Source organism: Halochromatium glycolicum (genome assembly GCF_016584085.1).
Classification (GTDB): Bacteria; Pseudomonadota; Gammaproteobacteria; order Chromatiales; family Chromatiaceae; genus Lamprobacter; species Lamprobacter glycolicus.
The window spans coordinates 108504-129472 of sequence record NZ_NRSJ01000004.1 but is presented as its reverse complement, the minus strand read 5'-3'; the positions used below and the strand labels follow the sequence as shown (position 1 = coordinate 129472).

General features: G+C 64.7%; 17 protein-coding genes and 1 riboswitch. Of the genes, 13 read left to right on the top strand and 4 right to left on the bottom strand.

The features are described 5' to 3' along the window. Nucleotides 1-301 precede the first annotated feature (301 nt). Nucleotides 302-859: a thioredoxin family protein gene (locus CKO40_RS03740; protein WP_200344856.1), complete on the bottom strand. Its 558-nt coding sequence runs from the start codon at nucleotides 857-859 to the stop codon at nucleotides 302-304. 337 nt (nucleotides 860-1196) lie between these two features. Here CKO40_RS03740 and metK point away from each other — a divergent pair, with 337 nt between their 5' ends. The 6 genes from metK to CKO40_RS03710 all read left to right on the top strand — a co-directional run bounded on the left by metK (nucleotide 1197) and on the right by CKO40_RS03710 (nucleotide 8368). After that, nucleotides 1197-2366 (top strand): methionine adenosyltransferase, encoded by a 1170-nt coding sequence (gene metK, locus CKO40_RS03735; RefSeq protein ID WP_200344855.1) that lies wholly within the window; start codon nucleotides 1197-1199, stop codon nucleotides 2364-2366. Between the two features lie 15 nt (nucleotides 2367-2381). Next, nucleotides 2382-2466: riboswitch (S-adenosyl-L-homocysteine riboswitch) on the top strand. A 20-nt stretch (nucleotides 2467-2486) separates the two neighbouring features. Next, nucleotides 2487-3893, top strand: coding sequence for an adenosylhomocysteinase (ahcY, locus tag CKO40_RS03730; protein ID WP_200344854.1), 1407 nt, complete (start codon nucleotides 2487-2489; stop codon nucleotides 3891-3893). A gap of 105 nt (nucleotides 3894-3998) precedes the next feature. Next, a complete protein-coding gene (gene metF, locus CKO40_RS03725) occupies nucleotides 3999-4856 on the top strand; it encodes a methylenetetrahydrofolate reductase [NAD(P)H] (RefSeq protein ID WP_200344853.1) in 858 nt (285 codons plus the stop codon). A gap of 240 nt (nucleotides 4857-5096) precedes the next feature. Then, entirely contained in the window at nucleotides 5097-7238 is a 2142-nt protein-coding gene (locus CKO40_RS03720) for a SulP family inorganic anion transporter (RefSeq protein ID WP_200344852.1), read from the top strand. A 55-nt stretch (nucleotides 7239-7293) separates the two neighbouring features. Further along, nucleotides 7294-7662 carry an Mth938-like domain-containing protein gene (locus tag CKO40_RS03715; RefSeq protein WP_200344851.1) on the top strand — a complete coding sequence of 123 codons (369 nt, stop codon included), beginning with the start codon at nucleotides 7294-7296 and terminating at the stop codon, nucleotides 7660-7662. Nucleotides 7663-7669: 7 nt separating this feature from the next. Further along, complete coding sequence (locus CKO40_RS03710) at nucleotides 7670-8368, top strand: hypothetical protein (RefSeq protein ID WP_200344850.1); 699 nt, start codon at nucleotides 7670-7672, stop codon at nucleotides 8366-8368. Nucleotides 8369-8470: 102 nt separating this feature from the next. Here CKO40_RS03710 and rimI read toward each other — a convergent pair whose 3' ends face one another. After that, entirely contained in the window at nucleotides 8471-8950 is a 480-nt protein-coding gene (rimI, locus tag CKO40_RS03705; RefSeq protein ID WP_200344849.1) for a ribosomal protein S18-alanine N-acetyltransferase, read from the bottom strand. Between the two features lie 345 nt (nucleotides 8951-9295). Here rimI and nifJ point away from each other — a divergent pair, with 345 nt between their 5' ends. Both nifJ and CKO40_RS03695 read left to right on the top strand, forming a co-directional pair. Then, nucleotides 9296-12889: a pyruvate:ferredoxin (flavodoxin) oxidoreductase gene (nifJ, locus tag CKO40_RS03700; protein WP_200344848.1), complete on the top strand. Its 3594-nt coding sequence runs from the start codon at nucleotides 9296-9298 to the stop codon at nucleotides 12887-12889. Nucleotides 12890-13009: 120 nt separating this feature from the next. Then, a complete protein-coding gene (locus CKO40_RS03695; protein ID WP_200344847.1) occupies nucleotides 13010-14026 on the top strand; it encodes a dihydroorotate dehydrogenase-like protein in 1017 nt (338 codons plus the stop codon). A 113-nt stretch (nucleotides 14027-14139) separates the two neighbouring features. Here the strand turns inward: CKO40_RS03695 and CKO40_RS03690 are convergent, their stop codons facing one another. Continuing rightward, nucleotides 14140-15261, bottom strand: coding sequence for an AI-2E family transporter (locus CKO40_RS03690; protein WP_200344846.1), 1122 nt, complete (start codon nucleotides 15259-15261; stop codon nucleotides 14140-14142). Between the two features lie 80 nt (nucleotides 15262-15341). Continuing rightward, a complete protein-coding gene (locus CKO40_RS03685) occupies nucleotides 15342-16112 on the bottom strand; it encodes a spermidine synthase (protein ID WP_242476789.1) in 771 nt (256 codons plus the stop codon). 188 nt (nucleotides 16113-16300) lie between these two features. On the opposite strand from CKO40_RS03685, the gene phbB reads away from it, so the two are divergent. The 5 genes from phbB to CKO40_RS03660 all read left to right on the top strand — a co-directional run bounded on the left by phbB (nucleotide 16301) and on the right by CKO40_RS03660 (nucleotide 20944). Beyond that, entirely contained in the window at nucleotides 16301-17023 is a 723-nt protein-coding gene (phbB, locus tag CKO40_RS03680; protein WP_200344844.1) for an acetoacetyl-CoA reductase, read from the top strand. Nucleotides 17024-17053: 30 nt separating this feature from the next. Further along, a complete protein-coding gene (locus tag CKO40_RS03675) occupies nucleotides 17054-17680 on the top strand; it encodes a hypothetical protein (RefSeq protein ID WP_200344842.1) in 627 nt (208 codons plus the stop codon). Nucleotides 17681-17779: 99 nt separating this feature from the next. Further along, nucleotides 17780-19507: a proline--tRNA ligase gene (locus CKO40_RS03670; RefSeq protein WP_200344840.1), complete on the top strand. Its 1728-nt coding sequence runs from the start codon at nucleotides 17780-17782 to the stop codon at nucleotides 19505-19507. A gap of 45 nt (nucleotides 19508-19552) precedes the next feature. After that, a complete protein-coding gene (gene fabA / locus CKO40_RS03665; RefSeq protein ID WP_200344838.1) occupies nucleotides 19553-20068 on the top strand; it encodes a 3-hydroxyacyl-[acyl-carrier-protein] dehydratase FabA in 516 nt (171 codons plus the stop codon). Further along, nucleotides 20069-20944, top strand: coding sequence for a YceH family protein (locus CKO40_RS03660; RefSeq protein WP_338074111.1), 876 nt, complete (start codon nucleotides 20069-20071; stop codon nucleotides 20942-20944). It abuts the gene before it with no gap. Nucleotides 20945-20969: the final 25 nt, after the last annotated feature.

Genomic DNA, 20969 nt, shown 5'->3' with positions numbered 1-20969 from the left:
CCGTCGAGGGGCGACAGGCCCCGAGCGCGAGAGCCGACGATTGAAACAAGGTCCTGCTTTGCCAAGGCTTTGCGTATCAGCGGCGAGCACAAAGCCCGATATTCTCGCCGAAATCCGGAGTCGAAGCCAAGAAAGCGCCCGCGATCATGACGGCGACCTGTTATCAGATCCCAATATTAAGAATTACTTAACTGATTTCCGCAAGTCCTGCGTGTGCCGCCCGCTTCGCCAGCCCTCCCAGCACCTTGCCCAGCCGCGCTAGACTGGCCAACCGCCACAGCCCTGAGCTGGCGCGGGCCGTCTATGCCTCCCGCCATTTGATCGAGCAACCGATGCTTGGGATCTGGTGCTGCGGGCCTTGGCCCGTTTCCGCGACCTGCTTCATCGCCTCGAACAGATCGCGTCGCACCTCGGGTGGCGCCGTCTCCTTGCGGCTCTCATCGAGCCGGCCGCGATATTGCAATTCGAGCGCCTGGTTGTAACCGAAGAAGTCCGGCGTGCAGATCGCACCGAATGCCTTGGCGACAGCCTGCGTCTCGTCCATCAGATAGGGGAATGGAAAATCGTGCTCGAGCGCGACGGCCTTCATGTTCTCGAATGAATCCTCCGGGTAGTCGGCTGGGTCGTTCGACATGATCGCAACACTGCCGACACCCAGTCTCATCAGCTCACGGGCATCACGCACGATGCGCTCACGGACGGCCTTGACGTACGGGCAATGATTGCAAATGAACATCACCAGCAGCCCATTCGGGCCGGCGCAATCATCCCGGCTCCAGGTCCGCCCATCGACACCAGGAAGCGAAAAATCCGGCGCCTTCAGGCCAAAATCGCAGACCGGCGTTTCCAATGAAACCATGACGTAAAGACCCTCCTAAGCACTTGGGTTTAAGATCGGCGTCATGGTAACCCAAGCGGGGCGCCCGGGGTCGAGCAGCGCTGAGAAACCGCCCCATTCAGCCGGCTTCACAAAACTTTTCGTGCCCGTTATTATTTCCTTTAAGATTTTGTTTTGGTTAATTTTTATGGGTGCAGGCAAAGCCCTGATAGGGCCCCCAATGGCCTGCCCGACCCTGTAAACGGCCGGAGCAATCGTTTAGACTGGGTTGTTCTCGTCATCCAGATTAACCGTCCGCGCCCGCTGAGTGCGGCGTTCGCTGCTGCTCGCCGCGGACTCAACGAGAGACCTCATAACCATGTCCAAAGACTTCATCTTCACTTCGGAGTCGGTCTCCGAAGGCCATCCCGACAAGGTCGCCGACCAGATCTCCGATGCCGTCCTCGACGACATCCTGGCCCACGACAACAACCCGGAGCATGCGCGCGTCGCCTGCGAGACCATGGTCAAGACCGGCGCGGTCATCGTCTCCGGCGAGATCACGACCGATCACTGGGTCGATTTCGACAGTCTGGTGCGCGGCGTGGTCAACGACATCGGCTACGACAGCTCCGATGTCGGCTTCGACGGCAACACCTGCGCGGTCATGTCGCTGGTCGGCAAGCAGTCGACCGACATCGCCCAGGGCGTCGACCGCAGCAGCCCCGAGGAGCAGGGCGCCGGCGACCAGGGCCTGATGTTCGGCTACGCGACCAACGAGACCGACGTACTGATGCCGGCGCCGATCACCTACGCCCATCGCCTGGTCGAGCGCCAGTCCGAGATGCGCAAGGAGAAGGTGCTCGAGTGGCTGCGCCCGGACGCCAAGAGCCAGGTCACGATGCGCTACGAGAACGGCTTCGCCACCGCGGTCGATGCCGTTGTTCTGTCGACCCAGCACGATCCGGACATCGACCACAAGCAGCTGCAGGAAGCGGTGATGGAGCACATCATCAAGCCGGTGCTGCCGGCCGAGTGGATCCACAAGGACACCAAGTTCCACATCAACCCGACCGGCAGCTTCGTGATCGGCGGCCCGGTCGGCGACTGCGGCCTGACCGGACGCAAGATCATCGTCGACACCTACGGCGGCATGGCCCGTCACGGTGGCGGCGCCTTCTCCGGTAAGGACCCGTCCAAGGTCGACCGCTCGGCCGCCTACGCCGGCCGCTACGTCGCCAAGAACATCGTCGCCGCCGGTCTCGCCGATCGCTGCGAGGTGCAGATCTCCTACGCCATCGGCGTCGCCGAGCCGACCTCGATCTCGATCGAGACCTTCGGCACCGCCAAGATCGACGAGGACCGCATCGCCAGCCTGGTGCGCGACCACTTCGACCTGCGCCCCTACGCGCTGATCAAGATGCTCAACCTGGTGCGTCCGATCTACCGCCAGACCGCCGCCTACGGCCACTTCGGCCGCGAGCTGCCCGGCCTGACCTGGGAGCGCACCGACAAGGCCGCGCAGCTGAAAGACGCCGCCGGCATCTAAAGACGCTCCCCCATCCCGCGCGAGGAGCGCTGCAACAGGGCGAACCCCGTCCTGCCAGGCTCGCGAAGGGGATGCCTCCGATCAACGGCGCTCACTCACGATACTCAGGAGCTGAATACCATGAGTGAGTTCAACGACTATAAGGTTGCCGACATCTCCCTGGCCGATTTTGGCCGCAAAGAGCTCGATATCGCCGAGACCGAGATGCCCGGCCTGATGGCCCTGCGCGAGAAGTACGGCTCATCAAAGCCGCTCAAGGGCGCGCGCATCACCGGCAGCCTCCACATGACCATCCAGACCGCGGTCCTGATCGAGACCCTGGTCGAGCTCGGCGCCGAGATCCGCTGGGCCTCGTGCAACATCTTCTCGACCCAGGATCATGCCGCCGCCGCGATCGCCGCGCGCGGCATCCCGGTCTACGCCTGGAAGGGCGAGACCCTGGAAGAGTACTGGTGGTGCACCGAGCAGGTGCTGAACTGGCCCGACGGCAAGGGTCCGAACATGATCCTCGACGACGGCGGCGACGCCACCCTGCTGGTGCATAAGGGCGTCGAGTTCGAGAAGGCTGGCGCGGTGCCGAAGCCGACCGCCGACGACGACGAGGAATTCACCGCCGTACTCGGCGTGCTCGGGCGCACCTTCGAGAAGGACCGTGAGCATTGGCACAAGATCGCCCAGGACATCAAGGCGGTCACCGAGGAGACCACCACCGGCGTGCATCGGCTCTACGAGATGTTCAAGAAGGGCACCCTGCTGTTCCCGGCGATGAACGTCAACGACTCGGTCACCAAGTCCAAGTTCGACAACCTCTACGGCTGCCGCGAGTCGCTGGTCGACGCGATCAAGCGCGCCACCGACGTGATGATCGCCGGCAAGGTCGCGGTCGTCTGCGGCTATGGCGACGTCGGCAAGGGCTCGGCCGAATCGCTGCGGGGCCTCGGCGCCAACGTCTGGGTTACCGAGATCGACCCGATCTGCGCCCTGCAGGCGGCGATGGAAGGCTACCGCGTGGTCCAGCTCGACGATGTCATCGATCAGGTCGACATCTTCGTCACCGCCACCGGCAACAAGGACGTCATCACCCATGACCACATGGCGCGGATGAAGAACCAGGCCATCGTCTGCAACATCGGCCACTTCGACAACGAGATCCAGGTGAGCTCGCTGAACAAGTACGAGTGGATCGAGATCAAGCCGCAGGTCGATCAGATCATCTTCCCGGACGGCCATCGCATCACCCTGCTGGCCCGCGGCCGGCTGGTGAACCTCGGCTGCGCGACCGGTCACCCGAGCTTCGTGATGTCGAACTCGTTCACCAACCAGGTCGTCGCCCAGATGGAGATGTTCAACAAGCCGGAGGAGTACCCGCTCGGGGTGCATATCCTGCCCAAGCATCTCGACGAAGAGGTGGCGCGGCTGCATCTGGCGAAGGTCGGCGCCAAGCTGACCCCGCTCTCGCCGGAACAGGCCGCCTACATCGGTGTCACGGTCGAGGGGCCGTACAAGTCCGATCACTATCGCTACTAAGCGCCACCCGGCTCTCACCCACGCGCGCACGGAGGCGCGCCGCCGCGCCGGCCATTGCCGGTGCCGCGTGGCGCGCCCCGTGCCCGCCCAACCACGGTGATCGAGATGACCCATCAATCTCAGAATGAACGGGTGTTGAGCTTCGAGCTTTTTCCGCCCAAGACCGCCGAGGGCATGGACAAGCTCAAGCTCGCTGTCGAACGGCTCAACAGCGTCGGACCGCGCTATTTCTCCTGCACCTACGGCGCCGGTGGCTCGACCCGCGAGCGCACCTTCGCCACCGTCGGCTGGCTGCGCGAGCAAGGCATCGAGACCGCCCCTCACCTCGCCTGCATCGGCACCGAGAAGGCCGAGATGCGCGACATCGTCGGCCATTATATCGAGCAAGGGATCACGCGCCTGGTCGCGCTGCGCGGTGACATGCCCTCCGGCATGGGCCGCACTGGCATCGGCACCTTCCGCTACGCCAACGAGCTCGTCGCCTTCCTGCGCGAGGAGTACGGCGACCGCTTCACGATCGAGGTTGCCGCCTACCCTGAGTTCCATCCGCAGGCGCCCTCCGCACAGGCCGATCTGGAGAACTTCAAGCGCAAGGTCGAGGCCGGCGCCGACACCGCCATCACCCAGTACTTCTACAGTGCCGAGGCCTATCGGTACTTCGTCGACGAATGCGAGCGCATGCAGATCGATGTGCCGATCATCCCAGGCGTCATGCCGATCACGAACTACAACCAGCTCGCCCGCTTCTCCGACGCCTGTGGCGCCGAGATCCCGCGCTGGATCAGGAAGCGGCTCGAGGCCTTCGGCGACGACAAGGACTCACTCAAGGCCTTCGGCCATGACGTCGTGCTCGAGCTCTGCCAGCAGTTGTTGGAAGACGGCGCCCCGGGGCTGCACTTCTACACGATGAACCAGTCCGGCCCCACGCTGAAGCTCTGGAACGAGCTCGGCCTCTCGCAGTGATGCGCATTGTGGTTTATCAACGCCTGGCGGGAGTCGGATCGGTAAGCTAAGTACTGGAACCATCCACTCCTCCTTTCGAATGGGCCGCTCCGCTGTTGCGCGAGCGGCTTTTTTTTGCTCATTCGCTCGTTCATAAACTTTCGTCAATGCGAAAGCGTAGAAACATCGATGCGGCCGTCCGATTCACTTGGCTAAAATGTTGGAATTCTGCGCCGAGCTCCGTGCCACCGAGGGTCCATCATGCGCTCGAATCCGCTGACCACGCTCTTGCCGTTCCTCCGCTGGTTCCCGATGTCGGGCGCAACCCTGCGCAGCGACCTGATCGCCGGCATCACCGTCGCGCTGGTCCTGGTGCCGCAGAGCATGGCCTATGCGCAGTTGGCCGGCCTGCCGGTCGTCTACGGGCTCTATGCCTCGTTCATGCCGGTGATCGTCGCATCGCTCTGGGGCTCGCTGCCGCAGCTCCATACCGGACCGGTCGCGATGCTGTCGCTGATGTCGGCGGCCGCAGTCTTGCCGTTGGCCGCACTCGGCAGTGAGGACTTTATCGCCCTCTCGGTGATGCTGGCGCTGATGGTCGGCGTGCTGCGCCTGCTGCTCGGCCTGCTCAGGATGGGCATCCTGGTCAACTTCCTCTCGAGCCCGGTCATCGTCGGCTTCACCAACGCCGCGGCGCTGATCATCGGCCTCTCGCAGCTGAGCAAGATCCTGAACGTCCCCTTTCCGCGCACCGACAATTTCGTGCTCGACCTCTGGACCGTCGTCGAACAGCTGCCTGAGACCCACCTGCCGACCCTGCTGTTCGCGATCGCGACCTTCGCGATCATCATCGGCGCGCGGCGGGTCATCCCCAAGATTCCGGGCGTGCTCCTCGCCGTGTTACTGACGACGGTGGTCAGTTGGGCCATCGGCTTCGAGCGCAACCAGGAGGTCCCGCTCGCGGCGATTCAGGACGCCGAGGCCCGCGAGCTTGCCACAGGCTATGCCTCGACCCAGCGCGCGATCGATTCGCTCGGAGTGACCACAGCCCGGATCAATCAGGACATTCGGACCCTGGCCGCAGAGAAGAACGACTCAAGCTTCGCCGACCTGGCATTGCTCGAGGCCGACCTGCGGGTGCTCAATCGCGAGCTGTCCCAGCGCAAGCTCGCCAACAACGAACGGCAGGTGGCCCTGCACGGCCTCCGTTTCGAGCATGTGATCGGTGATGACGGCCGGGATCTGTTCTATCGCCACGGCACCGTGCCGGCGGGCCTTGAGGCCGACGGCCGCACATGGCGGGTCGCCGGCGTCGATGGTGATCAGGTCAAGATGATGGGCGGCGGCGCCGTCGTTGGCAGCATCCCGGCGGGCCTACCGAGCTTCAAGGCCCCCGAGCTGCGCATGGACTTCTTCTGGACGCTGCTGCCCTCGGCACTGGTGATGGCACTGATCGGTTTCATGGAGGCGACCTCGATCTCGAAGGCGATCGCCGCGCAGACGCGCGAGCGGGTCGACACCAGCAAGGAGCTGGTTGGTCAGGGACTGGCCAATATCGTTGGCAGCTTCTTCAGCTCCTATACCGTCAGCGGCTCGTTCTCGCGCTCGGCGGTGGCCGCGAAGAACGGCGCCAAGACCGGCCTGTTCGCGATCTTCAGCGCGATCGCGGTGATGATCGTGCTGCTGTTCCTGACCCCATTGCTCTACCACCTGCCGCAGGCGGTGCTGGCGGTGATCGTGATGATGGCGGTGTTCGGGCTGATCAATGTGCGCTCGCTGCTGCGGGCCTGGCAGATCGAGCGGCAGGAGGCGGTGGTCGGCGTGATCACCTTCTTCGCGACCTTGGCAATGGCCCCACAGCTCGCCAATGGCATCCTGCTTGGGGCCGGCCTCGCGATCATCCTGTTCCTGGTGCGCACGATGAAGCCGCGCACCGATATCCTGGGCATGGATGCCGAGGGCCGGCTCGCCGGGGTCAGCATGAACGACGTCGAGCCCATCGGGCAGAACTACATCATCGTGCGCTTCGACGGCTCGCTCAATTTCGTCAACGCCTCGCGCTTCGAGGACGTGCTGCTCGAGGCGCGCGCCAAGAACCCGCAGGCCCGCGCCGTGCTCGTCGATGGCAGCGGCATCAATGATGTCGACGTCACCGGCGAAGAGCGGCTGCGCGACGTGATCGCAACCTTCCGCGATAACGGGGTCGAGATCTACTTCACCAGCCTGAAGGCGCAGGTCTACGACACCCTGCGCCGGGGCAGGATGTTCCATCTGTTGAACGAGAACCACTTCATCCGCACCAAGGAGCGGGCGCTCGAGTTCATGCACGAGACCTTCGATAGCGGCGACGAGCTGCGCCCCGCCGCCCCGGCGGTCGGGCCGAGCACCCCAGTGCTCGGTTAAGCCCCGCCATGGCAACGGGTTGTTGCGCATGGCCGTCTCGGTTACTGTCGGCAGGATGAAAGTCTCCGAGTTCGAAACCGATGCCGGCCCGTTGATCGAGGCCTATGAGCCAGGACGCGTGCGCATCGAGGGCCAACACTACAACGGCACGGTCGCCGTCACCGCAGGTCGCATCATGGCGGACTGGGGTCCGGCGGATCTCGATGAGCTGGCGCCGGCGCATCTTGAGGCCATCGCCGAGCTCGCACCGCAGATCGTGGTGCTGGGCACCGGAGCACGCCAGCGCTTCCCCGACCCAGCCGTCTATGCGGTGCTGCTCGAGCGCGGGATCGGTATCGAGATCATGGACACGGGCGCAGCCTGCCGCACCTACAACATCCTCGCCGGCGAGGGCCGACGGGTCGTCGCCGCACTCATTAACTGATGAAGTGATGGACCGCAAGATCCTGCTGTCGGTACTCACCGGAGCGCTGCTCGCCTTCATCGGCATCTGGTTGCTGCTGACCGCCTTCCCTGATGAGCGCGCCGGCATCCGACTCTATCCCTGGGATGTCTCGCGCAGCGCCGAAGGCCAGGTCCAGGTCTTCGGATTGACAATCGGTGAGAGCTCATTGAGCGACCTCCGCGCCCTGCTCGGCGATGAAGGCAAGCTCAGCCTGTTCGCCGAGACCCATGATGACGGTGCCGATGATGCCTTCGCGGTCGAGGCCTATTTCGACAACGTCCTGCTGAGCAACCTGAAGGCCGATTGGGTGGCCACACTCGCGGTTCCGCAGGCAAGGCTCGCCGAGATGTACGATCGGGGCCTGCGCGCGAGCAAGCTCGCCAGCGGCAGCCGCAAGGTCAAGCTCGATCCCGAGGACGCCGCCGTGCTCGCCGGGATGCCGATCCGCTCCCTGACCTATCTGCCCTGGAAGAGCCTGCGTCCCGAGGATATCGTCGGCCGCTTCGGCGAGCCGGCGCGCAAGTTCCCTGAAGAGACCGGTGTCGTGCACTGGCTCTATCCCGAGCAAGGCTTGGACATCGCGCGCGACCCGGATGGCGGCGTCGTCATCCAGTACCTGAACCCCGAAGAATACGAGCGGGCCGTCCGGTTGCTCGAGGCGGCTGAGCCGCCAGCGAACGGCTAAGCGATCCTCTGAGCCACCCGATCGCGCTCGACGCAGCGAGACGCTCAGTGCCCAGCGATCCCTGAGTCGGATGAAGGTGAAGCGCGCACCTGAATGCTGGTATCACAACGCCCGCGCCATCATCAGCGCATCCTCTCGGCCCCCGTCCTTCCGATCCACCCCTGGATAGTAGTCCTTGCGCAGCCCGATCTCATCGAAGCCCTCGCTGCGGTAAAGCGCAATCGCCCGTCGATTCGAGGCACGGACCTCGAGGAAGGCGGTGTCGACATCGCGCCGTCGAGCCAGCGCAAGCAATCGCCGCAACAGGCGGCGTCCGAGCCCGCGGCCCTGTGCCTGCGGCACGACGCAGAGGTTCAGCACGTGGCACTCGCCGGCCGCGACCGACATCACTGCATGTCCGATCGCCTCGCCGGCCCGCTCGGCCACGAGGCAGCAATAACCCGCCCGCAGGCAGTCCCGAAAGATGGCCTCGCTCCAAGGGGCCAGATGGGACGCACGTTCGGCGCTCAGCACCGCAGCCAGATCGGCATCGGTCATCTGCCGCATCGCGATCGCATGGGCCGGTGTCAGCGTGTTGGACATCGGCTGATTATAGCTGCCTCGTTGCCGACGCATGGCTCGGCGCCGCGATGCCCGCATTGGCAAGGTATTGGTCAATAATGAGATTTGAGTCATACCGAAGGGGTCGGAACTTGTCCACAGCGATACGCCACCAGACCGGGCCATTTTCCTGACCCGGATCATCCTCGGCCCCAAATTTTCGACGTTCTTGGACCCAGATCAGCCGACGGCTGGCAGAATCTCGTTATAGTCCTGACGAACTCCAGTATCCGGCCCGTCAAGACCCACTTCCCTGTGGTCGTCTTGCGGGCTCCCGCTCGCTCGCTTCGGCCGGATCGCCCATCACCCAGCCAACCTGGTAACACGATGTCGCAACAGCACATGGTCACCGTCGACGGCAACGAAGCCGCCGCGTATGTCGCACATTTGACCAACGAGGTCATCGCCATCTACCCCATCACGCCCTCTTCCAACATGGGCGAATGGGCCGATGAATGGTCCTCGCTGGGGGTCAAGAATCTGTGGGGCACGATCCCCAGTGTCATCGAGATGCAGAGTGAGGCCGGCGCCGCCGGAACCATCCATGGCGCGCTCCAGGCGGGGTCCTTGTCGACCACCTTCACCGCCTCGCAGGGTCTGCTGCTGATGATCCCGAACATGTACAAGATCGCCGGCGAGCTGACCCCGGCGGTGTTCCATGTATCGGCGCGCTCGTTGGCGGCCCAGGGCCTGTCGATCTTCGGTGATCACTCCGACGTGATGGCCTGCCGCGCGACCGGCTACGCGATGTTCTGCTCCGGCTCGGTGCAGGAGGTCATGGACTTCGCGTTGATCGCGCAGGCCTCGACGCTGGAATCGCGGGTGCCCTTCCTGCACTTCTTCGACGGCTTCCGCAGCTCGCACGAGGTCAACAAGATCGGGAAGCTCTCGCACGAGCAGATCCGCACGATGATCGACGAAGACCTGGTCAAGGCGCATCGCGAGCGGGCGATGAACCCGGACCATCCGATCATCCGCGGCACCAGCCAGAACCCGGACGTCTACTTCCAGGGCCGCGAGACGGTCAACCCGTACTATGCCGCGGTGCCAGAGATCGTCCAGAAGCGGATGGACCAGCTCGCCGAGCTGACCGGGCGCCAGTACAAGCTGTTCGAGTATGTCGGCGCCGAGGACGCCGAGCAGGTGATCCTGCTGATGGGCTCGAGCATTGGCGCCGCCGAAGAGGCGGTCGAGGCGCTGGTCGCCGAAGGCGCGAAGGTCGGCCTGATCAAGGTCCGGCTATTCCGCCCCTTCAGCACCGCCCATCTGCTCGAGGCGCTGCCGGTCACGGTCAAGACCGTCGGCGTGCTCGATCGTTGCAAGGAGCCCGGCGCCAATGGCGAGCCGCTCTACCTGGACGTGGTCACCGCGCTGGCCGAGGCCGTTGCCGAGGGCAATATGGCAACGATGCCGCGTGTCGTCGGCGGCCGCTATGGGCTGTCGTCGAAGGAGTTCACGCCGGCGATGGCCAAGGCGGTCTTCGACGAGCTCAGCAAGGACAAGCCGAAGAACAAGTTCACGGTCGGTATCATCGACGATGTCAGCCATTCGAGCCTCGAATGGGACCCGGCGTTCAGCGCCGGCGGCGACGGCGTCACCGAGTGCGTGTTCTACGGCCTCGGTTCCGATGGCACCGTCTCGGCGAACAAGAACTCGATCAAGATCATCTCCGAGGAGACACCGAACTTCGGTCAGGGCTATTTCGAGTACGACTCGAAGAAGGCCGGCGCGGTCACCGTCTCGCACCTGCGCTTCGGACCCAAGCCAATCAAGAGCACCTATCTGATCGGCGACAATGAGGCCAGCTTCGTCGCCTGCCATCAGCCGACCTTCCTGACCCGTTACGAGATGCTCGCTAAGGCCAAGGCCGGCGGCACCTTCCTGCTCAACTCGCCGACGCCGCCGGACAAGGTCTGGGATGACCTGCCGAAGTCGATGCAGCAGCAGATCATCGACAAGGGGCTCAAATTCTTCGTCGTCGATGCCTATGACATCGCCGAGAAGACCGGGATGGGCCGGCGCATCAACACCATCATGCAGACCTGCTTCTTCGCGATCTCCGGCATCCTGCCGCGGGATGAAGCAATCGCGAAGATCAAAGATGCAGTCAAGAAGACCTATGGCAAGAAGGGCCAGCGCCTGCTCGATCGCAACTACGCCGCGATCGATGCCACGCTCGAAGGCCTGCATGAGGTCCAGGTCCCAGGCGCCGTCAGCAGTAGCTTCGAGCGTCCGGCGGTGGTGCCGGATGATGCGCCTGACTTCGTCAAGCGCGTCACCGCAACGCTGATCGAGGGTCGTGGCAACAGCCTGCCGGTCAGCCTGATGCCCGCCGATGGCACCTGGCCCACCGGCACCACCCGTTATGAGAAGCGCAACATCGCGCTCGAGCTGCCGGAGTGGGAAGAGGACCTCTGCACCCAGTGCGGCAAGTGCCCGATGGTCTGTCCGCACGCGGCGATCCGTGCCAAGGTCTTCCCTGAGGAGGCGCTCGCGCAGGCCCCGGAAGGCTTCCAGAGCGCTAAGCTCAAGGGCAAGGACTTCCCCGAAGGCTACCGCGTCAGCTATCAGGTCGCACCTGACGACTGCACCGGCTGTGGCCTCTGTGTCGAGGTCTGCCCGATCCGCGACCGCAAGGACCCGAGTCGCAAGGCCCTGAACATGCGCCCGGCCGAGGAGCGCCACGACATCGAGGTGCCGCGCTGGGACTTCTTCCTATCGCTGCCGGAATACGACCGCACCAAGCTCGACGCCAGCAAGATCAAGCACGCGATGATGTTGCAGCCGCTGTTCGAGTTCTCCGGTGCCTGCGTCGGCTGCGGTGAGACGCCCTACATCAAGCTCGCCACCCAGCTGTTCGGCGACCGCATGCTGATGGGCAACGCCACCGGCTGCTCGTCGATCTACGGCGGCAACCTGCCGACCACACCCTACACTACCGACCCTGAGGGACGCGGCCCGACCTGGAACAACTCGCTGTTCGAGGACACGGCCGAGTTCGGCCTGGGATTGCGCATGGCGGTCGATAAGCAGACCGAGCAGGCACGCGAGTACGTCGCGCTGCTGGCCGACAAGATCGGCACCGACCTGGCGGACGGGCTGCTCAACGCCGATCAGAGCACCGAGGCCGGCATCTTCGAGCAACGCCAGCGGGTCGCCGCGTTGCAGGACAAGCTCCGCGGGATGGACAGCTCGCAGGCCAAGATCCTGCTCAGCATCTGCGAGAACCTGGTCAAGCGCAGCGTCTGGATCGTCGGCGGTGACGGCTGGGCCTACGACATCGGCTACGGCGGCGTCGACCACGTCCTCTCGACCGGGCGCGACGTCAACCTGCTGGTGCTCGACACCGAGGTCTACTCCAACACCGGCGGGCAGACCTCGAAGGCGACGCCGATGGGGGCGGTCGCCAAGTTTGCCGCCGGCGGCAAGCCGACCTTCAAGAAGGACCTGGCGATGATGGCGATGGCCTACGAGAACGTCTATGTCGCCCAGATCGCCTTCGGCGCCAAGGACGTGCAGACCATTCGCGCCTTCCTCGAGGCCGAGTCCTACCCCGGTCCGTCGGTGCTGATCTGCTACTCGCCCTGCATCGCGCACGGTGTCGACATGTCGAACAACCTGCGCCAGCAGGACATGGCGGTCAACTCCGGCCACTGGCCGCTGTTCCGCTATGATCCGCGCAAGATCGAGAACGGCGAGAACCCGCTGCACATCGACTGCAAGCCGCCGAGCGTGCCATACCGCGACTACCTCGCCAGCGAGACGCGCTTCAGCGTGCTCAACCGCACCCATCCGGATGCGGCCGAGCGTTTCCTGAAGCTCGCGCAGAAGCATGTCGAGAGCAAGTTCTCGCTCTACGAGCAGCTCGCGCATCTGGCCTGGCAGAAGGCGGAAAAGCCGGCCGAGAAGCCCGAAGGCTAGCGCCGCATCGTCGACCGGACCCCGCAACAGGGGGTCCGGCACCGCACGTCCCCGTGCCGGACCTTGGGCGGCCCCTGCCGACCCGATCTGCGCCCGGCACTAACGCTTCCGGAGTCAACGATGGACCTTACCACCAAGTACCTGGGCTTTGATCTGAAGAACCCGATCGTCCCATCGGCCTCGCCGCTGTCGAAGAGCGTCTCGCAGGCGAAGGAGCTCGAGGATCACGGTGCCTCGGCGCTGATCATGTATTCGCTGTTCGAAGAGGCGGTCACCAACGAGACCGAGACGATGAACCGCTTCCTGCATCAGCAGGATACCGGCTTCGCCGAGATCGGCGAGAGCATCATTCCTGATTGGAACGACTTCAGCACCGGCCTCGACAACTACCTCGAGAACCTGCGCCAGCTCAAGGAGGCGCTCGACATCCCGATCATCGCCAGCCTCAACGGCGTCACCCCAGGCGGCTGGATCGAGCATGCCAAGGAGCTCGAGCAGGCCGGTGCCGATGCGCTGGAGCTCAACGTCTACTATATCGCCGCCGACATCGACCAAGACGGCAACCAGGTCGAGGAGCGTTATCTCGAGGTGCTTCGGATGCTGAAAGGACAGATCAGCATCCCGATCAACATGAAGCTCTCGCCGAGCTTCAGCTCGGTCGGCAATATGGTGCGCCGCATGGCTGGCGCCGGCGCCGACGGCGTCTCGCTGTTCAACCGCTTCTATCAGCCCGACATCAACATCGACAGCCTGCGTCTGCAGCCCAGTCTGCATCCGTCGACCTCGGCCGAGGCGCTGCTGGCGATGCGCTGGATCGCGATCCTCTACGGCCGCATCGACGGCCTCTCGCTCGGCGCCACCGGCGGCATCCACACCGCCGAGGACGCGATCAAGCTGCTGCTCGCCGGGACCGACGCCGTGCATCTGTGCAGTACGCTGCTCAAGAACGGGGCGCCGCAGGTCACCCGTATCCTCGACGGCATCACCCAATGGATGGAGGAGCAGAGCTTCGAATCGATCGCCGATATGCGCGGGCGCGTCAGCGCGCTCGCCGTGCCGGAGCCGGCCGAATTCGAGCGCGCCAACTACGTCAACATCATCGACAGCTACAGCTTCTCACCCGGCGTGCTGGTCTAGACCGAAACGCCAACTGCCGCCAAGCGCTCATCGGCGATACCTCGTGCATTGCCGATGAGCGATGTGCCGGCCGCAGCGGCTCGCACCGACCGACGGGGGTCCAGTTGATGCCCTTATGACTGCGACGACGACTCCGCCACCGGCCGCTGCTCATCGACAGCGGTCGCAACGCGCGGTGCATGCAGCCAAGCCAGAAACAGCTCATAGCCAAGCGCAAGGATCACCGGCCCGATGAACAGGCCGATGATGCCGGCATTCAGCAGCCCGCCGATGGCACCGATAAAGATCACCGCCATTGGCACCGGGACACCGCGGCCAAGCAGTAGTGGCTTCAGGACATTATCGAGCGAGGCCACGATTGCCGACCAGATCGCGAACAGGATCGCCGTGGTCAGATCACCGGTATAGAACAGGTAGCCCGCCGCAACCAGCAGCACAGGGAAGGCGCCGATCTGGATCGTCGCGAGGATCATGATCAGTATGGCCCAGAGCCCGGCCGCCGGCACGCCCGCCACCAGCATTCCGAGCCCGCCGAGCAACGCCTGGATCAACGCGATACCGAGAATGCCGCGTGAGACGCTGCGCACGACCGACTCGGCGAGGACAGCGAAGCGTCTCCCCTGATCGCCGGCGAGGCGTTGAGCCAATGCCGAGGCGACCCGATCGGCACCCTCGCTCTTGGCCAACAGGATCGCAGCGATCACGATCGCGATCAGCAGATGCAGGATGCCGGCACCGGCGTTCGCCGCAAAGCTCAACAGACGCGTACCGATCATCTGTAGCTGCGGCCGGATCGATTCCAGCGCTTCCTCGAGATTCTCGGAGGCCGTGCTCCAGAACGTCTCGACCTCTGGGCCCACGACCGGGATTGCACTGAGGTCAGGCGCCGGGGGCACATTGAGCTCGCCCTGATGGACGGCATCATGGATCGAGCTCACACCCTCGACCACCGTACCGCTCAGCATCAGCACCGGCAAGATCAGCAGGATCAGCGCCAGCAGCGTGAACAATGATGAGGTCAGGAGTCGGCGCCCCTTCAACAGGCCGAGCAGCAGGCTATAACCAGGCCAGGCTGCGACCGCGATGATGATGCCCCAGAGGATCGGGACCAGGAACGGGCGCATGACCCAGACGCACAACAGGATCATCGCCGCGATCAGTCCAACTCGGATCGCGATCTCGATCGCCCGCTCGACCGCTTCCTTGTTCGCCGGTTTAAGATCGGTCTCTTGCATTGCTTCGCTTTCGAATCGGCATCGCTACTCTCACCCATCCGGCCGCTGCCGATCGGCCGGATTCGGGCCTGACGGAAGGCTCAGACGAAGTCATGCTCTTCCAGCCTAAAGCCCAATAATTCCAGAATCAGCCCGGTAACGGCACCGCCGAGCATCCCGCCCAGGGCACCATTGGGAACCTCGCCGAGGACTTGATCGATCGCGGAGCGTTCGCTGCTGAAGACCATCGGCGTCGTCATCCCAGCCATCAGCCAGACCGCAGCACCGATCACCGCGGCGATCAGACCTGCTACCAACGGGGCCGCAATGCTGTCCGGCAGCCAGCCATGACAGGCCTGCACGATCCAATGCTCATTGAACTGGAACAGGGTTCCGACCAGCGCGACGACGCCGGCCGCCATCACAAACGGGCCGATCGGCACCGATGTGAGCGCCATCACTACCAGCAGCACGATCCCGGCACCCAGCCCCGCGAGCATGCCGGTCAGCGTCTCGGCCAATGGCCGCGCGTTCTTGCGGCCGATCCAGGCGAAGAAGGCACCGGCCGCAATGCCGATACCGGCCGCAACCAGCGTGATCGTCGCCAGGTCGATATCATTGCCGGCAGTGACCAAATACCCAATCGAAGCCAGCACCCCCGCCATTGCCCCCACCAATGCGAGCGGCATCGCACTGTAGAACGCCGCAGTCGTCATCGCGGCAGCGACAGCCCCGGCCAAGAGTGGCTGCCAACCACTCAAGCCGAGCAGCACCAACACCTCATAGAGCGCGATGAACAGGCCGCCGAACAGCGCCCCGGCCAAACTCCAGACGACGAGCGTCACGACGATCGCAAATGCACGGTCTCTCAAAGCAGCCACTCCTCCAGGCCTGTCGTTATGTTCTCGCCCCATTCTAGCTGCCCACCGCCGCGGCGTCGTCGCCCAACTGCCCGCTTGGTGCGGTACCATGCCCTGGAACGTCTCGATTACCGGCCTCGGCTCCAATCGGGCAGCGCTGCCGCTGCAGTCAGCCCGATCCCACCAAGGGAGAAAAACAGATGGCACGAACAGCATTGGTCACCGGCGGTACACGCGGCATCGGGGAGGCGATCTGCGTCGCCCTCAAGGCGGCGGGCTACCAAGTTGCCGCAAACTACGCTGGCAATGATCAGGCCGCGACCGCGTTCAGCGCTCGCACTGGCATACCGGCCTACAAGTTCGACGTTGCCGACTTCGATGCGGTCACCGACGGCATCGCACGCATTGAACAGGATGTCGGACCAGTCGATATCCTCGTCAATAACGCCGGCATCACCCGCGACGGCACCCTGCATAAGATGCGACCAGATCAATGGCAGCAGGTCATCGACACCAACCTCGGCTCCTGCTTCAACTGCGCCCGCACTGTGATCGAGGGGATGCGCGAGCGCGGCTTCGGGCGCATCGTCAACATCGGCTCGATCAACGGCCAGGCTGGCCAATACGGCCAGGTCAACTATGCAGCAGCCAAATCCGGCATCCACGGCTTCACCAAGGCGCTTGCGCAGGAAGGGGCGGCCAAGGGGGTCACCGTCAACGCCGTCGCGCCCGGCTATGTCGATACCGATATGGTGCGTTCGGTGCCAGCCAATGTGCTCGAAAAGATCGTCTCCCGGATTCCCGTTGGGCGCCTCGGCAAGCCCGAGGACATCGCGCGCGCCGTCGTCTTCCTGGTTGCTGACGAGGCCGACTTCATCACCGGCACGACGCTGTCGGTGAATGGCGGACAGCATATGTATTGAGCCTCACCCCTGGGTCCCGGAGGACTGATCATGCCTCGTATATCCCCCGCTCTGCTTCGGCACGGTGCGGCCAGCTTGCTTGCCATCTTGGTCGCCAGCCCCGCGGTCCTGGGCGCCGACCCGGTGCTCGATCAGATCGATACCGCCCGCCGCGCCTATGCCGACGGCGATAGGGGGGTGGCGATCGAGGCGCTCAATGTCGCCATCGCGCAGATCCGTCAGCAGCAGACCGAGCAGCAGCTCCGGCTGTTCCCGAAGCCGTTACCGGGCTGGAGCGCCGAGGACGCCTCGGCCCAAAGCGGCGGGCTTGCGGCCGCGCTGACCGGAAAGATGCTCACGCGCACCTATACCAATGATGACAGCGGCGCCGAGGTCACGCTGACCATCAGCGCCAACTCGCCGTTCATGGGCTTCGTCAGCGGATTGATGCAGATGCCGCTGTTGGCGCAGGGCGGCGATGGTCTCGGGACCTATGTGTATGAGGGCTACCGCGGATTGCTCGAGCCGAGCGACGAGGGCTCGGCGAAGCTATCCTTGATCATCGGCAACAACATCCTGTTGCAGCTCGACGGCCGTCAGGGAGCCGGCGCGGACACCCTGAAGGCGTATCTCGAGGCGACCGATCTCGAGGCGTTGGAGAAGGCATTCGAGGGTTGATCGACCGCCTACCCGTGCCCGGGCGGCCGCATCACGATATTGTCGCCGCCCCACCCCATCGCTAGACTGGTGCGCTTTGCGCCTTAGCCGGCCACGCCCATGCGTATTTCAGAGTTCCCGTTACAGACCGTCAAAGAGACCCCGGCCGATGCCGAGATCGCCAGCCATCGGCTGATGCTGCGCGCCGGCATGATCCGCAAGCTTGCCGCCGGGCTCTACACCTGGCTGCCGCTGGGCCTAAAGGTCTTGCGCAAGGTCGAGCGCATCGTGCGCGAGGAGATGGATCGTTCCGGGGCGCTCGAGGTCGCGATGCCGGCGGTGCAGCCGGCCGAGCTGTGGCAGGAATCGGGCCGCTGGGAGCAGTATGGGCCGGAGCTCCTCCGCATCAAAGACCGCCACGAGCGCGACTTCTGCTTCGGCCCGACCCACGAGGAGATCATCACCGACCTGGCGCGCAACGAGCTGCGCAGCTACAAGCAGCTGCCGGTCAACTTCTACCAGATCCAGACCAAGTTCCGCGACGAGATCCGCCCGCGCTTCGGCGTGATGCGCGCGCGCGAGTTCCTGATGAAGGACGCCTACTCGTTCCATGCCGATCAGGATTCGCTGGCCGCGACCTACGAGGCGATGTACCAGGCCTACAGCCGCATCTTCCGCCGCTGCGGGCTCGACTTCCGCGCCGTGCAGGCCGATACCGGCGCGATCGGCGGCAACGCCTCGCACGAGTTCCATGTGCTAGCGGAATCGGGCGAGGATGCGATCGCGTTCGCGACCGGCAGCGACTATGCGGCCAATGTCGAGCTGGCCGAAGCGGTCGGGCTCGACGCCGGCGCGCCGGCGCCCGGCGAGGAGCCACGCCTGGTCGACACCCCGAACGCGAAGACGATCGCCGATCTGGTCGAGCAGTTCGGCCAGCCGATCGAGCGCACGGTCAAGACCCTGGTCGTCGCCGCCGCCGATCCCGAGACCGGCGACGAGCAGGGCCTGATCGCGCTGCTGGTGCGCGGCGACCATGAGCTGAACCCGGTCAAGGCCGAGAAGCTGCCGCAGGTCTTCGCGCCGCTGCGCATGGCCGATGAGGATGCGATCCGCGCCGCGGTCGGCGCCGGCCCCGGCTCGCTCGGGCCGAAGGACCTACCGATCCCCTGCATCGCCGATCGCAGCGTCGCCGCCGCGGCCGATTTCAGCGCCGGCGCCAACCAGGACGGCAAGCACTGGTTCGGGCTGAACTGGGGCCGCGACGTCGCCACGCCCGAGGTCGCCGACCTGCGCAATGTCGTCGAGGGCGACCCGAGCCCGGACGGCCAAGGCACGCTGACCATCGCACGCGGGATCGAGGTCGGCCACATCTTCCAGCTCGGGCGCAAGTACAGCGAGGCGATGAACGCCGTCGTGCTCGACGAGGCCGGCAAGGCCGTGACCCTGACGATGGGCTGCTACGGGATCGGCGTCTCGCGGGTCGTCGCTGCCGCGATCGAGCAGCACCACGATGACCGCGGCATCTGCTGGCCGGCCAGCATCGCGCCGTTCGAGGTCGCATTGCTGCCGATGAAGCTCGGCAAGTCGTTCCGGGTGCGCGAGGCGGTCGACGACCTCTATGAACGGCTCAAGGCGGTCGGGATCGAGGTCCTGCTCGACGACCGCGACGCCCGCCCCGGTGTGATGTTCGCGGACATGGAGCTGATCGGCATCCCGCATCGGGTCGTGCTCGGCGATAAGCACCTCGATGACGGCAAGGTCGAGTACAAGGGCCGCCGCGATGCCGAGATGCAGCTGATCCCGATCGACGAGATCGTCCCCTTCCTCGAGCGCAAGCTGGCCAGCTGATCCTTTTCCTTATCGCCCCTTACTGAGACGCACCTTCGACAGCCAATGAGTAGAACCGAATCCTTCGATCGCGAGCAGCTGCTCGCCTGTGGTTACGGCGAGATGTTCGGGCCCGGCAACGCCCAGCTGCCGGTGCCGAACATGCTGATGATGGATCGCGTGATTCGGATCGCCGATCACGGCGGCGAGTACGACAAGGGTGAGATCATCGCCGAGCTCGACATCAAGCCCGAGCTCTGGTTCTTCGGCTGCCATTTCCCCGGCGACCCGGTCATGCCCGGCTGCCTCGGGCTCGATGCGATGTGGCAGATCGTCGGCTTCTACCTCGCCTGGATCGGCAATCCCGGCCATGGCCGCGCGCTCGGCGTCGGCGAGGTCAAGTTCACCGGCCAGGTCCTGCCGAGCGCTGAGAAGGTCACCTACCGCGTCGACATGAAGCGGGTCATCACCCGCAAGCTCGTCCTTGGCATCGCCGATGGCACCATGGACGTCGACGGCCGCGTGATCTATACCGCCAAGGACCTGCGCGTCGGCCTGTTCACCTCGACCGAGGGCTTCTGAGTGAGCAGCGCACCCGCCAATCCCTACGGCGATCTCAGGACCGGCCACGCTCTCACCCCGGAGAGCGAGCGCGAAGCCGAGCGCGAGACAAGCCCCGCCAGCGCGAACGACCATCCAGAGCGGGATGCGAGCCAAGGCACCGAGCATGGACAACCGGGCGAGGCCGCGGCGGCGAACGAACTGATATCCGATGAGGCCGAGTCCAGCGAGGCGATGCTCACGCCGCTCGAGGCGCGCGTGCTCGGCTGCCTGATGGAGAAGCAGCGCACCACGCCGGACCAGTATCCACTGACGCTGAACGCACTGGTCACTGCCTGCAATCAGAAGAGCGCGCGCGACCCGGTGATGAAGCTCACGCCCGGTGAGGTCGGCCACTGCGTTGGCCAACTGCGCGACCGCGGGCTGGTGCATGCGAGCTTCACCGGCCGCAGCGAGCGCTTCGATCACAAGCTCACCGGTCATTTCATGCTCGACCGCCAACAGCAGGCGCTGCTGTGCGTGCTGATGCTTCGCGGTCCGCAAACCCCCGGCGAACTGCGCACCCACAGCGCAAGGCTCGCGGATTTCGACAGTCTGGCTGCGGTGCAGACGACACTCGACCAGCTCGCCCATCACAACCCACCACTGGTGCGCGAGCTGGAGCGCGAAGGCGGCCGGCGCGAACAGCGCTTCGCGCACCTGCTCTGCGGAGAGCCCAGGCTCGAACCGCGAAATCAAGCCGCATCGACCGCGAAAGCGGCCGCTGCGTCCCCTGCTGGCGCGATCTCGATCGAGGATTGGGAGGCGCTCGTCGATCGGGTCGAGCGCCTCGAAGCCGAGGTCGAGGCGCTCAAGGCCGAGCGTCATGCATCACTGCTTGACCGCGGCTCGCAATAGTCAGGTTTCGCCTAGCGCGTGCTGG